Genomic DNA, 15752 nt, shown 5'->3' on the forward strand with positions numbered 1-15752 from the left:
ACATCAAGATATCTCCCCGGTGCCCCCTTCCCGAAAGGGCCCTGCCGCCCCTGGACGGGGAGCCGAGGCTGATGTCGTTTTCTCGCCAGCCGGACCGCTCCCGGTGCACGATGCTGGAGCCATGCATACCGACCACGAGCGGTGTCTGCGGGCCGTCCGGTCCAAGGACGCCCGCTTCGACGGATGGTTCTTCACGGCCGTCCTGACCACCCGGATCTACTGCAGGCCGAGCTGCCCGGTGGTCCCGCCCAAGGCCCGGAACATGCGGTTCTACCCCAGCGCGGCCGCCTGCCAGCAGGCCGGGTTCCGGGCCTGCAAGCGCTGCCGGCCCGACACCAGCCCCGGCTCCCCGGAGTGGAACGCGCGGGCCGACTCCGTCGCCCGCGCGATACGGCTCATCCAGGACGGCGTGGTCGACCGCGAGGGCGTGCACGGGCTCGCCGGGCGGCTCGGCTACTCCGCGCGCCAGATCGAACGGCAGCTGCTCGCCGAGCTGGGCGCGGGCCCGCTCGCCCTGGCCCGCGCCCAGCGGGCCCAGACCGCGCGCCTGCTCATCGAGACCACCGGGCTGCCCATGGCCGAGATCGCCTTCGCCGCGGGCTTCTCCTCGATCCGGACGTTCAACGACACCGTCCGGGAGGTCTTCGCGCTGTCACCGAGCGAGCTGCGGGCCCGGAGCGCCGACGGGCGGCGGCGCCGGGCCGATGCCTCGGCGGCCCCGTCCGCGGACCGCTCGGCCGCCCCGTCCGCGGACCGCTCCACCGACCGGCCGGCCGACCGCTCGGCTCCCGGGGTGATCTCCCTGCGCCTGCCCTTCCGCGCGCCCCTCACCCCCGACAACCTCTTCGGGCACCTCGCCGCGACCGCCGTCCCCGGCGTCGAGGAGTGGCGGGACGGCGCGTACCGTCGCACGCTGTCCCTCCCGTACGGGCACGGCATCGTCGCGCTCGGCCCCCGCCCCGACCACATCGCCTGCCGGCTCTCCCTCACGGACCTGCGGGACCTCACGGTCGCCATCAGCGGCTGCCGCCGGCTGCTGGACCTGGACGCCGACCCGGTCGCCGTGGACGAGCGGCTGCGCGTCGACCCGCTGCTGGCACCCCTGGTCGACAAGGCCCCCGGGCGGCGCGTGCCGCGTACCGTCGACGCCGCGGAGTTCGCCGTACGGGCCGTGCTCGGCCAGCAGGTGTCCACCGCCGCCGCCCGCACCCACGCGGCCCGGCTGGTCACCGCGCACGGCGTGCCCGTCCACGACCCCGAGGGCGGACTCACCCATCTCTTCCCCACGTCCGAGGCGCTGGCCGCGCTCGACCCGGAGACGCTGGCCTTCCCGCGCAGCCGGCGCACCACCCTGACCACGCTGACCGCCGCGCTCGCCGACGGCACCCTCCGGCTCGGCCCCGACAGCGACTGGGACCGGGCCAGGGCCCAGCTCGCGGCGCTGCCCGGATTCGGCCCGTGGACCGTGGAGGTGATCGCGATGCGCGCGCTCGCCGACCCCGACGCCTTCCTGCCGACCGACCTCGGGACGCGGCGGGCGGCGCGGGAGCTGGGCCTGCCGGCCACCCCGGCGGCGCTCACCGCCCGCGCGGCGGACTGGCGGCCCTGGCGCGCCTACGCCGTCCAGTACTTGTGGGCCACCTCCGACCACCCCGTCAACCGCCTTCCCGCGTAAGGACGTTCCGCCATGTCCCCCACCCCTCACGTCGTGCACACCGTGGCCGACAGCCCGTACGGTCCGCTGACGCTCGTCGCGACCGACTCCGCCCTGAGCGGCCTGTACATGGCCGGGCAGCGGCACCGGCCGCCGCAGGAGACATTCGGCGAGCCGGACCCCCGGCCGTTCACGGAGGCGCTGCGCCAGCTCGACGCGTACTTCGCGGGCGAACTGACCCGGTTCGACCTGCCCCTGCGGCTGACCGGCACCGACTTCCAGCGCGGCGTCTGGGAGCAGTTGCGCGCGATCCCGTACGGCGAGACGCGCAGTTACGGCGAACTGGCCGAGGCCCTCGGCAAGCCGGGCGCCTCGCGGGCGGTCGGCCTGGCCAACGGCAGGAACCCCATCGGGATCGTGGTGCCGTGCCACCGGGTGATCGGCTCCACCGGGAGTCTGACGGGGTACGGGGGCGGGCTCGACCGCAAGCGGCGGCTGCTGGCGTTCGAGGGCGCGGCGGCCGGTCCGGCGACGGCGCGGACTCCGGCGGCCCGCCGGACACCCGTCGCCGCGCCGGACACCGCGACGCTCTTCTGACCGCACGCCTCGCCGAGGATCGAGCGGACGCCCCGTCAGCGCCGCCGCTCCGGCGTGAACGGGTCCGGGGTCCCGCCCGTCCAGCGGTGCAGCACCGCCCGGCCGGTCTGCCGGGTGTTCTCGCCGGACCCCGTCGTGCCGCTCGTGGCGACGTAGAAACGGCCGTCGTCCAGCGAGACCAGTCCGTACTGCCCGGCCGCGCGGTAGCCGTGGACACCGCTCGCGGCGTCGTGCAGTCCGGCGGCGCGGAGCGACAGGTTCTGTCCGAGTTCCGACGGCCGCTGCCCGCGCACGGGGCCCAGGACCGGCCGCTTCGACCCGTCGACGACGAAGAGGGAGTAGTTGGGGAACGTGGTCTTCGTCCCCTTGTACGCGGCCATCAGCCAGTCGCCGCTCTTCGCGTCGTACTCCAGATTCTGCACGCCGTAGGTGGTGTTGCCGGTGTACGCGAAGTACTTGCCGTCGGGAGCCGCGGGGCCGCTGGTGTGCGGGGCGCTCTCGGTCAGCGGCTTCTCGTACGTCTTCCACGCGCTGATGTCGTACTGGAGCAGCACCTGGTTGTCGTTGTCCTCGCGGCCGGTGTTGGCGTACACCCCGTAGGCCACCGTCAGTTTCTCGCCGCCCGCGCGGTCGAAGGACGGGCCGAACGCCACGCCGTCGATGCCGCTGCACCCGTAGCGGTGGTCGGCGGTGTCGGCGGTGTCGCCGTCGAAGTCCCCGTCACCGTCCATGTCGGCGGTGTAGTCCGCCACGACCTCCTTGAGGTGAACCGTGGAGACCACGCCGGTGGACTGGGCGTCCATGTCCATCCTCGTGATGCGGTCCGCGTCGAAGACCGCGATGTAGAACGCCTTCGCCGCCTTGTACTCGAGGGAGCCGTACACCCGGCCGTCGCCCTTGTTGAAGTCCAGGTCCCCGAGGTGACCGGTGAAGCCCGTGACCGAGCCGATGGGCTTGCCGCTCATGTCCGTCTTCACCAGGAGATTGGTGAAGGAGAAGTACATGTGGCCCTTGCGGCGGTCGACGGCCGTCCCCTGGAGATGGCCGGACTTCCAGGAACCGCCGTCGACGGCCGTGGGCAGGGTGAGCGGCGCCGAGGCCGGCGGGAGGGGCCGGTCCGTCCGGCCGCTGTCCTTGTCCACGGCCCCGGCCGGCCCCACGCCCACGACGGCGGCGGACATCATGACAACGGACGTGAACAGGGCCGCCGACCGGCCGCGGGCATGCGTTCGCATGTTTCCTCCGAGATCCTGGGGAGTTTCAGGATGGTGCCGGACAGGTGTGCACAGGGGACCAACACGGCATGAACGGGGCGCATTGTGCCGCAGGGACGTCAGATTGCCCAGGGGGACGGAGAGTTGAAGGCCGGGGGTCGGTGAAACGCCGGAGAGACGCGCACGGTTTGACGGGACGCGCACGTTCTGGCGCGCGGGCCCTTGCGGGGCGCCGCCGTAGGACATCAGGTCAAGCGCTTCGCGCTCCGATCGCCTCGCTCAGGGCGGCCTGCTCGGCGTCGGGCAGTCGGCGCTCCGCGTGGAGCATGCGCAGCGCCGTCGTGACCGCCTCCTCGTCCTCGGCCGTGCCGAGGCTCCCCGCCCAGACGGGGAGCAGCAGGCTCAGCGCGTCGAGGTCGGCCCGCGCGCACAGGCGCACCAGCAGGACGTGCACGGGGTCGGCTTCGGTGCCGTCCCCGCCGTCCCCGCCGCCGACGGCCCGCAGGCCCCGCGCGACGGATAGCCGTACCCAGTCCCGGTACTGCCCGGGAGGCACGTCCGAGAGGTGCCGGGCCGCCGACGCGAAATGGGTTCGGGCCTCTTCGACGTCTCCGAGGTCCAGATGGGCCCGGCCCATGGCGCCGTGGAGCGAGGCGTAGAAGGGGCGCACGCGTTCGTCCCCGACCCGGTCGGCACGGGTCAGGCACTCCCGGTTCCAGTGCAGGGTCTCCCGCGGCGTCCGCTGATGACGCGCCAGGTAGTGCGCGGCCACGCACGCCTCGTAGTCGTCGGTGGCGGCCTCCCACGCGGTCAGGAACAGCCCGCGGGCCTCCTCCGTTCGTCCGCCTGCCTCGGCGGCCATGCCCCGCGCGCACAGCTGTACGACGGCGTTCCCGGGGTCCATCGTCGTCGTCTCCACGCCCGTTCCCTCGCCCGTCTCCCGGCCCGTCTCCCGGACCGATTCCTCCGACGTCACGTCAGGACTCCTCGTCGGCCGGGCCCACGGGCATCACCAGCGTGGTGAAACTGCCCTGGTCCGCCGAGCGCACCACGACAGGTTCGACGGCGGAGGCGATCTCCAGCAGCACGTCGGGGCCGACGCCCGCGTCGAGGGCCGGGGCCAGGACGGACGGGTCGAAGTGGATACGGAGGGCCGGGGCGCCCAGGCACACGGCGGGCAGGGTCACCGTGCCGGAGCCCACGGAGCCCACGGAGCCGTCCGAGTCACCGGAGCCGCTGGAGCCACCCGAGTCGCTGGAGTCGTCGCTGCCGTCAGCGCCGTCCGGGCCGTCGGCCCGGGAAACCGTCGCCTTGTCTTCCGCGAGCCGGATCTCGACGGCCCGCGCGTCCCAGAGTGCCTCGACCGCGTCGAGCAGGGCCGTACGGTCCACGAGCAGCCGGTGCCGGGCCGGGGACAGGGCGGCCAGCATCTCCCGGTAGGCCGGGAACTCATCGGCGCGCAGGGGCAGTTCTCGCGACCCGTGGCCTGACCCGTCATCGGCGGCGACACCGGAACCGTCAGCCGCCCGCGCGTCGGCCCGCACATCGTCCTCCACCATGGCTTCGAGCCCGCCATGGGCCCAGGCCGCCGACTGGCTCCCCGCCCCTGCCGCCGGGGTCTGGGCGCCATGGATCCTGGCCCCGTCCGGGCCCGCCTCGATCGTGACCGCCGCGTGCCGCGCCGCCCACGTGCCGGTCTCCGTCAGGGCCGCCGCCTCCACCAGCAGTTTCCTGGGCGGGCCCGCCACCGTCGTCACCGGTCTGAGGACCCGGACGGACAGCCGGTAGCGGTCGGTTGCCACCAGCCGTACCTCGTCGGCGTCGATCTCGACCAGGACACAGCCGAGAACGGGGAGTTCCGGGTCCCGGGCGACGGCCGGCACGACCTGCCGCACGGCACTCGCCAGCTCCGCGCCGCCGATACGTACCCGGGTCGGCGGCTCCTCCGCGCCATCGGCCGTGGCCGCCCCGGTGAGGGACCGCAGCGCCGCCGCGATCGTGGCGTCCGCCGTCCGCGACCTGTCCCGTACGGTTCCGCGGTGCCGCTCCAGCACCGCACGGGCCTCCTCCGCGTCACCGTCGAGGACGACCGTGACATCGGCGAGCGGCATGCCCGCCTCCCGCAGGCTCCGCAGCATCCTGGCGCGGATCTCCTGGTCGGGGTTGTAGTAGCGGTAGCCGGTCGCCTCGTCCACCCGCGCGGGTTCGAGGACGCGGCAGTCGTCGTAGAAGCGCAGCGCGCTCGGCGCGAGGCCGACGCGCCGGGCGAAGGCGCTGATGCTCAGCAGTTTGGTCAGGCCCTGGGTGTTGCTCGTCGTGATGCCGTCCATGGCGGTGATTGTGGGCGTTCGAGGAACCTGAAGGTCAACTGTTCGCTCTCCGCCGCAAAGCCCGCGCGCCCCGGCCGACGGGCTCCTATCGCGTCCGCCGGCCGTTCACCAGCTCCACCGCGCCGGTACCGTCCGCCAGCGCCTCGAGTGCCGCCAGCACGCGGGGCCCCAGCGATCCGAGCAGGAACGTGGGAATCTGCTCGCGCTCCAACAGCTGCCACGACAGCAGCTCCTCCTCCTGGACCCGGATCGCCGCGAGCTGTTCGGCGGTCAGCACCCCGCCGTCGTACAGATACGCCGCGACCGGGGGCCGGGCGTCGCTCTGCACCCAGTCGACGGTGAGCAGCCGCCCCGGCTCGATGTCCAGGCCGATCTCCTCCAGCGTCTCCCGGCGGGCGCCCTGGCGCGGGGTCTCGCCGGCGTCGGACTCGATGGTCCCGCCGGGCAGGGCCCAGCCCTCGCGGTAGTTGGGCTCCACGGCCAGTACCCGGCCTTCGGCGTCCCGGCACAGCATGGCGGCGCCGGCCAGGATGCGGGGGAGGCCGGCGATGTAAGCGGCGTAGTCGGTGTCCGTGTCCGTCACACGGGCAGCCTACTGCCCCTCCCGGCGCGGACCCGCGAGCGGTGTGGGGGCCGTGGACGGCGCGCGGGCCTCCCGGAAGCGCGTGGGTCCCGCCCGGCCGTCGCGTTCCTGGCCGCCGGGTCCGGCCACGTCACGGCCATGGGCAGACGGTGATCCCTGCGGATAGGGTCGGGGCGGCACGACCGCCTGTTCGAGAGCAAGGGGCGCATGGTGACGGACGGAGCAGCAACGCAGGCCGCGCGCGTGCTCGTCGCGGCGGACAAGTTCAAGGGCTCGCTCACGGCGGTACAGGTGGCGGAGCGGGTGACGGCGGGCCTGCGCCGGGTCGTGCCCGGGGCCGCCGTCGAGACGCTGCCCGTCGCCGACGGTGGCGACGGCACGGTGGCGGCGGCCGTCGCGGCCGGTTTCGAACGGCGTGAGGTGCGGGTCACCGGGCCGCTCGGCGACGAGCTGACCGCGGCGTACGCCCTGCGCGACGGCACGGCCGTGGTCGAGATGGCCGAGGCGTCGGGCCTCCAGTGCCTGCCGGAGGGCGTCTTCGCCCCGCTCACCGCCACGACGTACGGCACCGGCGAGCTGCTGCGCGCCGCGCTCGACGCGGGGGCCCGCACCATCGTCCTCGGTGTCGGAGGGAGCGCGACGACCGACGGCGGCGCGGGCATGCTCACCGCGCTCGGCGCGCGGCTGCTGGACGCGGCCGGCCGGCCGGCCGGGCCGGGGGGCGGCGCCCTGCGCGACCTGGCCACGGCCGATCTCTCCGGTCTGGACACCAGGCTCGCCACGACGGAGATCGTGCTGGCCAGTGACGTCGACAACCCGCTGACCGGCCCCAAGGGCGCCGCCGCGGTCTACGGACCGCAGAAGGGCACGGCGCCCGAGGACGTCCGTACGCTCGACGCGGCCCTGGCCCACTACGTCACGGTCCTGGAGCGGGCCGTCGGCCCCGGCGCCGCCGACCTGGCCCTCGCTCCCGGCGCGGGCGCGGCGGGCGGCATCGGCTACGGCGCGCTCGTCGGCCTCGGCGCGGGCTTCCGCCCCGGTATCGAGGTCATGCTGGACGTCCTGGGCTTCGCCCCGGCGCTCGCGCGGGCGACCCTGGTCATCACCGGCGAGGGCTCGCTGGACGAACAGACCCTGCACGGAAAGGCCCCGGCGGGCGTGGCGTCGGCGGCCCGGGCGGCGGGCGTGGAGGTCGTCGCGGTCTGCGGCCGGCTGACGCTGCCGCCGCACGCCCTGCACCGGGCGGGAATCGCCCGCGCCTACGCCCTCACCGATCTGGAACCGGACCCGGCGGTGTGCATGGCCCAGGCGGGCCCGCTGCTGGAACGCCTGGCGGAGGAGATCGCCCGGGAGAAGCTGACCCGCTGACGGCCGGGACGTGCCGCCCCGACCCCGCGCGGGAGGGGCCCGGCCACACGCGGGGGCACACGCGGGAGGGCCCGGGTGCCTCACGCACCCGGGCCCTCCCGCGTTCCGCCGTATCCGTGGCCGCTCCCGCTACGGCAGCTGCGCCGCCCGCGCCTCGCGGCGGTTGTCGCGGAAGGTGTTCACCCGCCGCGCCGTGGCGAAGAGCGGGATCACCGCCCCCGTCACCACCTGGAGCGCGCAGCCGGTCTGGAGCAGCAGCTGACCGCCGGGCGCGTCGAACGCCCAGGCCGCCAGCAGCCCCATCGCGGCCACGATCCAGCTCAGCATCGCCACCGCGAGGACGCCCCGCGGCTTCGGGTACTCGACCCGGCTGACCATCAGCCACGCCACACCGATGATCGCCAGCGTGGTCGGTACGAAGGGAAGCTCCAGCAGGACGATGGAGATCACCGTCAGCGCCCCGAAGGGTGACGGCATCCCCTGGAACATGCCGTCCTTCATCGTCACGCACGAGAATCTCGCGAGACGCAGCACGACAGCCAGCAGCACCACCACCGCGGCCAGCGCCGAGACCCGCTGATGGGCGTCGTCGGCGACCATGCCGTACACCAGGACGAAGTACGCCGGGGCCAGGCCGAAGCTGATCAGGTCGGACAGGTTGTCCAGCTCCGCGCCCATCGGGGAGCTGCGCAGCTTGCGCGCCACGAGCCCGTCGAACAGGTCGAAGATCGCCGCCGCCAGCATCAGGATCACGGCCGTGGCCGCGGAGTGCCGCGCCATACCGCTCTCGTCGCTGCCCGTGAGGTGCGGGATCAGGATGCCGGTGGTGGTGAAGTACACCGCCATGAAGCCGCAGGTGGCGTTGCCGAGGGTGAGGGTGTCCGCTATCGACAGCCGCAGTGAGAGCGGCATGTCCTCCGCGTCGTCCTCCGTCTCCGTCGCGGCCTCCGCCTCGACGGCCCAGCCCGCCTGTGTGTCAGGATCAATCACGGTCAATGCGAGTCACCCCCGCGGTCGTGGTCTGACCGACCTCGACGTCGACCTCGACACCCTCGGGGAGGTAGAGGTCGACGCGCGAGCCGAACCGGATCAGACCGATGCGCTCGCCCTGTTCCACCTTGGTCCCCTGGGGCAGGTACGGGACGATGCGCCGGGCCACCGCGCCCGCGATCTGCACCATCTCGATGTCGCCCAGTTCGGTGTCGAAGTGCCAGACAACGCGCTCGTTGTTCTCGCTCTCCTTGTTGAACGCGGGAACGAACCCGCCCGGGACGTGTTCCACGGACGTCACCGTGCCGGCGAGGGGGGCGCGGTTGACGTGGACGTTCAGCGGGCTCATGAAGATGGCGACCCGGGTGCGCCCGTCCTTCCACGGCATGATGCTCTGCACCACGCCGTCGGCCGGGGAGATGACCCGGCCCTGAGTGATCTCGCGCTCGGGGTCGCGGAAGAACCACAGCATGCCCGCCGCGAGCGCCGTGGCGGGCACGGCGAGGGCGGCGGCACGCCGGGAGCGGCGGGCGCGGGCGAGGCTGACGGCGGCCGTGGCGACGGTCGGCAGGAGCCACGGCGATGCTCCGCGCGCGAGGCGGACCGGGCCGCGAGGTGCAGAGGTTTGGCTGTGGGGCATGGTTGACCTTCGTAGCGGATGATGCCGCGCTGGCAACGGGGGGACGGCGGCTTTCCAGCGATGGTATCGGTTGCGAGCCGTAACTGAGCAAGCCAGCCGACGAGTCGGGCGGCTTGAAGCCGCTGCGGAAGGACGACAGGGTGTGATCTTCTTCGCGGTCGAAGCGGATCAAAGGCGACAATCAACCCTGGAAACGGTACTCCTCCAAAAGCCGTCGGCCAATGATCATTTTCTGGATCTCGGCGGTCCCCTCGCCGATCAGCAGCATCGGGGCCTCCCGGTAGAGGCGCTCGATCTCGTACTCCTTGGAGAATCCGTACCCGCCGTGGATCCGGAACGAGTCCTCCACGACCTCCTTGCAGTACTCGGCGGCCAGGTACTTCGCCATCCCCGCCTCCAGGTCGTTTCGTTCCCCGGAGTCCTTTTTGCGGGCCGCGCCCACCATCATGGCGTGGGCCGCCTCGACCTTCGTGGCCATCTCGGCCAGCTTGAACTGGATCGCCTGGTGCTGCGCGATCGGCCGGCCGAAGGTGTGCCGTGCCTGCGCGTAGGCGATGCCCAGCTCGAAGGCGCGCAGCGCGACGCCGCAGCCGCGCGCCGCGACGTTCACCCGGCCGACCTCGACTCCGTCCATCATTTGGTAAAACCCTCGGCCGGTGGTCCCGCCGAGGACGCGATGGGCGGGAATGCGAAGATCGTCCATGATCAGCTCGGTGGTGTCGACGCCCTTGTAACCCATCTTGTCGATCTTCCCGGGGATGGTGAGCCCCGGCCGTACGGCGCCGAACCCCGGCTCCTTCTCGATCAGGAACGTGGTCATCGACCGGTGCGGAGCCGTGCCCGCCGGGTGGCCCTCGTCGCTGCGGCACAACACGGCCACGAGCGAGGACGTCCCGCCGTTGGTGAGCCACATCTTCTGGCCGTTCAGGACGTAGTCGTCCCCGTCCCGGACCGCCTTGGAGGTGATCGCCGAGACGTCCGAGCCGAGCCCCGGCTCGGACATCGAGAACGCGCCGCGCACCTCGCCGGCCGCCATCCGCGGCAGGAACGTCCGCTTCTGCTCCTCCGTGCCGTGCCGCTCCAGCAGGTACGCCACGATGAAGTGGGTGTTGACGATGCCCGAGACGGACATCCAGCCCCGGGCGATCTCCTCCACGCACAGCGCGTACGTGAGCAGGGACTCGCCCAGACCGCCGTACTCCTCGGGGATCATCAGCCCGAACAGGCCGAGTTCTGTGAGTCCCTCGACGATCCGCGCCGGGTACTCGTCACGGTGCTCCAGCTCCGTGGCGACCGGAAGGATCTCCTTGTCGACGAATTCCCTGACGGTGGTGAGGATCTCCCGCTGTACGTCGGTCAGTCCCGCGGTCCGGGCGAGTCGGCTCATCGGTGGTCACTTCTCCCGGGGTTCGGGGCGGCCGGGCTGGTCCCCGCCGCGCTCCTTGACGTACGCCGCGGTGGGGACCATCACCTTGCGCCGGAACACGCACACGAGCGTGCCGTCCTGGTTGTGGCCCCTGGTCTCCACGGAGACGATGCCGCGGTCGTTCTTGGACTTCGACGGTGTCTTCTCCAGGACCGTCGTCTCGCCGTACACCGTGTCGCCGTGGAACGTCGGTGCGACGTGCCGCAGCGAGGTCACCTCCAGATTGGCGATGGCCTTGCCCGAGACGTCCGGCACGGACATACCCAGCAGCAGCGAGTAGACGTAGTTCCCGACGACGACGTTCCGGCCGAAGTCGGTGGTCTTCTCGGCGTAGTTGCTGTCCAGGTGCAGCGGATGGTGATTCATGGTCAGCAGGCAGAAGAGATGGTCGTCGTACTCGGTGACCGTCTTGCCCGGCCAGTGCCTGTAGACCGCGCCGACCTCGAACTCCTCGAAAGTACGACCGAACCGCATGGCGCTCATGCCTCCGGGGCCTCGAACGAGGTGGTGCGCCGCAGCCCGGCGGCCCGGCCCTTGCCCGCGATCACCAGCGCCATCTTCCGGCTGGCCTCGTCGATCATCTCGTCACCGAGCATCGCGGAGCCCTTCTTCCCGCCCGCCTCCGAGGTGTGGTGGGCGTAGGCGTCCAGGATCAGCTCGGCGTGGTCGTAGTCCTCCTGCGACGGCGAGAAGATCTCGTTCGCCGCCTCGATCTGCCCCGGGTGCAGCACCCACTTGCCGTCGAAGCCGAGCGCCGCCGCGCGGCCCGCCACCTCCCGGAAGCCGTCCACGTCGCGGATCTGGAGGTAGGGCCCGTCGACCGCCTGGAGGTCGTGGGTGCGCGCCGCCATCAGGATGCGCATCAGGATGTAGTGGTAGGCGTCGGCGTCGTAGCCGGCCGGCTGCCGGCCGACGACCAGGGACTTCATGTTGATGGAGGCCATGAAGTCGGCGGGCCCGAAGACGATGGTCTCCAGGCGCGGCGAGGACGCCGCGATGTCGTCCACGTTCACCAGGCCCTTGGCGTTCTCGATCTGCGCCTCGATCCCGATCCGGCCCACCTCGAAGCCCATCGTCCGCTCGATCTGGGTGAGCAGCAGGTCCAGCGCGACAACCTGCCGCGCGTCCTGGACCTTCGGCAGCATCACGCAGTCGAGGTTCTGCCCCGCCCCCTCCACGACCGTGATCACGTCGCGGTACGTCCACTGCGTCGTCCAGTCGTTGACCCGCACCACCCGGGTCTTGCCCGTCCAGTCGCCCGTGTTGAGGGCGTCCACGATGGAGTGCCGGGCCCCTTCTTTGGCGAGCGGCGCGCAGGCGTCCTCCAGGTCGAGGAAGACCTGGTCGGCCGGGAGCCCCTGGGCCTTCTCCAGGAACCGCGGGCTCGAGCCCGGCACGGCGAGGCACGAGCGGCGCGGCCGGGGCTGCTCGGTGCCGTCGCCGCCGGCGCTCGCGGGGGCGGCGGAGCCGGCGGCGTTCGGGGAGCCGGCGCGGCGGGCGGAGCTGACAGGCGCGGTCATACGGGGACCTCCCACGGGTCGAGCTTGTTGGCTTTGCGGATCTCGTCGACGATACGGCCGACGATCCCGGTGATTCCGAAGTCCTTCGGGGTGAACACGGCGGCCACGCCCGCCGCCCGCAGCGCGTCGGCGTCCGCCCGCGGGACGATCCCGCCGACGACCACGGGCACGTCGCCCGCGCCGGCCGCCCGCAGCCGGGCGAGGACGTCCGGCACCAGCGCGGTGTGCGACCCCGACAGGATCGACAGCCCCACACAGTGCACGTCCTCGGCGAGCGCGGCGGCCACGATCTGCTCGGGCGTGAGCCGGATGCCCTGGTACACCACCTCGAAGCCGGCGTCCCTGGCCCGGACGGCGATCTGCTCCGCGCCGTTGGAGTGCCCGTCCAGCCCGGGCTTGCCGACCAGCAGCCGCAGCCGCCCGGCCCCGAGCTCGGCCGCCGTGCCCGCCACCCGCTCCCGTACGGCCGCGAGCGGCGAGCCCGCCTCGGCGCTCACCGCGACCGGCGCCCCACGCACCCCCGTGGGCGCGCGGAACTCGCCGAACACGTCGCGCAGCGCCCAGGACCACTCGCCGGTGGTCACCCCGGCACGCGCGCACTCCAGCGTCGCGGGCATCAGGTTGTCCGTGCCCGCCGCGGCCTTCTTCAGCGCGGCCAGCGCCTCCACCGCCCGCGCCTCGTCGCGGCCGGCCCGCCAGGCGTGCAGCGCGGCCACCACCCGGGCCTCGGTCGCCGGGTCCACCGTCTCGACCGCCGTGTCCAGGTCGGCGGTGAGCGGGCTGGGCTCGGTCGACTCGTAACAGTTGACGCCGACGACCTTCTCCTCGCCCGACTCGATGCGCGACCGCCGCTCGGCGTGCGCGGCGACCAGCCGCGACTTCAGATAGCCGGACTCGACGGCCGCCGGGACCCCGCCCATCTCCTCGATCCGGCCGATCTCGGCGCACGCCTCCTCGGTCAGGGCCGCCACCTTCTCCTCGACGACGCGCGAGCCCTCGAAGAGGTCCGGGTACTCCAGCAGATCGCTCTCGTGCGCCAGCACCTGCTGGATCCGCAGCGACCACTGCTGGTCCCAGGGCCTGGGCAGGCCCAGCGCCTCGTTCCACGCGGGCAGCTGGACGGCGCGGGCGCGGGCGTCCTTGGAGAGGGTCACCGCCAGCGTCTCCAGCACGATCCGCTGGACGTTGTTCTCCGGCTGCGCCTCCGTCAGCCCGAGCGAGTTGACCTGGACGCCGTAGCGGAAGCGGCGCTGCCGGGGGTCCTCGACCCCGTACCGCTCGCGGGTGACGCGCTCCCAGATCCGGGAGAACGCCCGCATCTTGCACATCTCCTCGACGAACCGCACCCCGGCGTTGACGAAGAAGGAGATCCTGCCGACCACCTCCCCCTCGCTGCCCTCGGGGACCCGCCCGGAGGCGAACACCGCGTCGAGCACCGTGATCGCCGTGGACACCGCGTAGGCGATCTCCTGGACGGGCGTGGCCCCCGCCTCCTGGAGGTGGTAGCCGCAGATGTTGATGGGGTTCCAGCGGGGCAGGTGGCGCACGCTGTACGTGATGAGGTCCGTGGTCAGCCGCAGGCTCGGGCCGGGCGGGAAGACATGGGTGCCGCGGGAGAGGTACTCCTTGACGATGTCGTTCTGCGTCGTCCCCCGGAGCCCGCCGAGGTCCGCCCCCTGCTCCTCCGCCACCACCTGGTAGAGCGCCAGCAGCCACATGGCGGTGGCGTTGATGGTCATCGAGGTGTTCGTGCGGTCCAGCGGGATGCCCTCGAGCAGCCGCCGCATGTCGCCGAGGTGCGACACCGGCACGCCCACCCGGCCGACCTCGCCGCGGGCGAGCACGTGGTCGGGGTCGTAGCCGGTCTGGGTGGGCAGGTCGAAGGCGACGGACAGGCCCGTCTGGCCCTTGGCGAGGTTGCGTCGGTAGAGCGCGTTGGACGCCTCGGCGGTGGAGTGGCCGGCGTAGGTGCGCATGAGCCAGGGCCGGTCCTTGGCGCGGGGCGCGTCGGGGGACGGGGGAGCAGCCTCGTGACGGTCGGTCATCGCGCGCCTCACACGTTCCGGAAGCGGTTGATCGCGTCGATGTGCCGGGCCCGCAGCTCCTCGTCCCGCACCCCCAGGCCCTCCCGGGGCGCCAGCGCCAGCACCCCGACCTTGCCCTGGTGCAGGTTGCGGTGGACGTCGTACGCGGCCTGGCCGGTGTCCCCGAGCGCGTACACCTTCGACAGCGTCGGGTGGATCCTGCCCTTGGCGATCAGCCGGTTGGCCTCCCACGCCTCGCGGTAGTTGGCGAAGTGCGAACCGATGATCCGCTTGAGGGACATCCACAGATAGCGGTTGTCGTACTCGTGCGTGTAACCGGAGGTCGAGGCGCAGGTGACGACCGTGCCGCCCTTGCGGGTGACGTACACGCTGGCGCCGAACGTCTCGCGCCCCGGGTGCTCGAAGACGATGTCCACGTCCTCACCGCCGGTCAGCTCGCGGATGCGCTTGCCGAACCGCTTCCACTCACGCGGATCCTGCTCCCGCTCGTCCTTCCAGAACGCGTAGCCCTCGGCAGTCCGGTCGATGACCGCCTCGGCGCCCATCCGCCGGCACAGCTCCGCCTTCCGTTCGCTGGAGACCACACAGACCGGGTTCGCGCCGCCGGCCAGCGCGAACTGGGTGGCGTACGAACCGAGCCCGCCGCTCGCGCCCCAGATCAGCACGTTGTCGCCCTGCTTCATCCCGGCGCCGTTGCGCGACACCAGCTGCCGGTACGCGGTCGAGTTGACCAGGCCGGGAGCCGCCGCCTCCTCCCAGCTCAGGTGGAGGGGCTTGGGCATCAGTTGGTTGGATTTCACCAGCGCCAGCTCCGCCAGGCCGCCGAAGTTGGTCTCGAAGCCCCAGATCCGCTGTTCGGGGTCGAGCATCGTGTCGTTGTGGCCGTCGGAGGACTCCAGCTCGACGGAGAGGCAGTGCGCCACGACCTCGTCGCCCGGATGCCACGCGCTCACCCCCGGTCCGGTGCGCAGGACGACACCGGAGAGGTCGGAGCCGATGACGTGGTACGGCAGGTCGTGCCGTTTGGCCAGGTCACCGAGGGCGCCGTAGCGCTCCAGGAAGCCGAAGGTCGGCAGGGGCTCGAAGATCGAGGTCCACACGGAGTTGTAGTTCACGGAGCTGGCCATGACGGCCACGAGCGCCTCGCCGGGGCCGAGTTCGGGCACCGGCACCTCGTCGAGGTGCAGGGACTCGCGGGGGTCCTTGTCCCGGGTGGGCAGGCCGGCGAACATCTCCGTCTCGTCCTTGTGCACGGTGACCGCGCGGTACGAGTCGGGCAGGGGCAGTGCGGCGAAGTCGGCGGACGTGCTGTCCGGCGACTGGATCGCGTCCAGGATTTCCTTCACGGTGTCGCCTCCGGTGAAACCGAGGTGCGTCGGGGGACC

General features: G+C 72.5%; 14 protein-coding genes. 3 read left to right on the plus strand and 11 right to left on the minus strand.

Translation table 11 applies throughout. From position 1 onward, the window contains the following. The first annotated feature begins 121 nt into the window (after positions 1 to 121). Entirely contained in the window at positions 122 to 1675 is a 1554-nt protein-coding gene (locus ACU6P3_RS28465) for an AlkA N-terminal domain-containing protein (RefSeq protein WP_447194725.1), read from the plus strand. A gap of 12 nt (positions 1676 to 1687) precedes the next feature. Next, positions 1688 to 2251: a methylated-DNA--[protein]-cysteine S-methyltransferase gene (locus tag ACU6P3_RS28470; protein ID WP_447194726.1), complete on the plus strand. Its 564-nt coding sequence runs from the start codon at positions 1688 to 1690 to the stop codon at positions 2249 to 2251. A gap of 35 nt (positions 2252 to 2286) precedes the next feature. Here the strand turns inward: ACU6P3_RS28470 and ACU6P3_RS28475 are convergent, their stop codons facing one another. The 4 genes from ACU6P3_RS28475 to ACU6P3_RS28490 all read right to left on the minus strand — a co-directional run bounded on the left by ACU6P3_RS28475 (position 2287) and on the right by ACU6P3_RS28490 (position 6378). After that, positions 2287 to 3486, minus strand: coding sequence for a hypothetical protein (locus ACU6P3_RS28475; protein WP_447194727.1), 1200 nt, complete (start codon positions 3484 to 3486; stop codon positions 2287 to 2289). A 229-nt stretch (positions 3487 to 3715) separates the two neighbouring features. Then, the gene (locus tag ACU6P3_RS28480) at positions 3716 to 4441 is read right to left on the minus strand and encodes a hypothetical protein (RefSeq protein WP_344280000.1); all 726 of its coding nucleotides are present in this window, start codon (positions 4439 to 4441) and stop codon (positions 3716 to 3718) included. A 1-nt stretch (position 4442) separates the two neighbouring features. After that, entirely contained in the window at positions 4443 to 5795 is a 1353-nt protein-coding gene (locus ACU6P3_RS28485) for a DNA polymerase III subunit beta family protein (RefSeq protein ID WP_447194728.1), read from the minus strand. An 85-nt stretch (positions 5796 to 5880) separates the two neighbouring features. Beyond that, the gene (locus ACU6P3_RS28490; protein ID WP_447194729.1) at positions 5881 to 6378 is read right to left on the minus strand and encodes an NUDIX domain-containing protein; all 498 of its coding nucleotides are present in this window, start codon (positions 6376 to 6378) and stop codon (positions 5881 to 5883) included. 210 nt (positions 6379 to 6588) lie between these two features. Between ACU6P3_RS28490 and ACU6P3_RS28495 the strand changes: the two genes are divergently transcribed. Continuing rightward, entirely contained in the window at positions 6589 to 7746 is a 1158-nt protein-coding gene (locus tag ACU6P3_RS28495; RefSeq protein ID WP_447198101.1) for a glycerate kinase, read from the plus strand. 129 nt (positions 7747 to 7875) lie between these two features. Here the strand turns inward: ACU6P3_RS28495 and pssA are convergent, their stop codons facing one another. The 7 genes from pssA to ccrA form a co-directional block, all read right to left on the minus strand. Beyond that, on the minus strand, positions 7876 to 8742 hold the full coding sequence (gene pssA / locus ACU6P3_RS28500; protein WP_199814079.1) for a CDP-diacylglycerol--serine O-phosphatidyltransferase: 867 nt from the start codon (positions 8740 to 8742) through the stop codon (positions 7876 to 7878). Then, positions 8729 to 9376: a phosphatidylserine decarboxylase gene (locus ACU6P3_RS28505; RefSeq protein WP_447194730.1), complete on the minus strand. Its 648-nt coding sequence runs from the start codon at positions 9374 to 9376 to the stop codon at positions 8729 to 8731. The genes pssA and ACU6P3_RS28505 overlap by 14 nt, the downstream gene beginning before the upstream one ends. Before the next feature lie 181 nt (positions 9377 to 9557). Beyond that, entirely contained in the window at positions 9558 to 10763 is a 1206-nt protein-coding gene (locus ACU6P3_RS28510) for an acyl-CoA dehydrogenase family protein (RefSeq protein WP_447194731.1), read from the minus strand. Between the two features lie 6 nt (positions 10764 to 10769). After that, on the minus strand, positions 10770 to 11276 hold the full coding sequence (locus ACU6P3_RS28515; RefSeq protein WP_447198102.1) for a MaoC family dehydratase: 507 nt from the start codon (positions 11274 to 11276) through the stop codon (positions 10770 to 10772). 5 nt (positions 11277 to 11281) lie between these two features. After that, the gene (locus tag ACU6P3_RS28520) at positions 11282 to 12322 is read right to left on the minus strand and encodes an HpcH/HpaI aldolase/citrate lyase family protein (RefSeq protein ID WP_447194732.1); all 1041 of its coding nucleotides are present in this window, start codon (positions 12320 to 12322) and stop codon (positions 11282 to 11284) included. Continuing rightward, positions 12319 to 14367 (minus strand): methylmalonyl-CoA mutase family protein, encoded by a 2049-nt coding sequence (locus ACU6P3_RS28525; RefSeq protein ID WP_447194733.1) that lies wholly within the window; start codon positions 14365 to 14367, stop codon positions 12319 to 12321. The genes ACU6P3_RS28520 and ACU6P3_RS28525 overlap by 4 nt, the downstream gene beginning before the upstream one ends. A gap of 8 nt (positions 14368 to 14375) precedes the next feature. Further along, on the minus strand, positions 14376 to 15713 hold the full coding sequence (ccrA, locus tag ACU6P3_RS28530; protein ID WP_447194734.1) for a crotonyl-CoA carboxylase/reductase: 1338 nt from the start codon (positions 15711 to 15713) through the stop codon (positions 14376 to 14378). Positions 15714 to 15752: the final 39 nt, after the last annotated feature.

The organism is Streptomyces hebeiensis, from assembly GCF_052983195.1.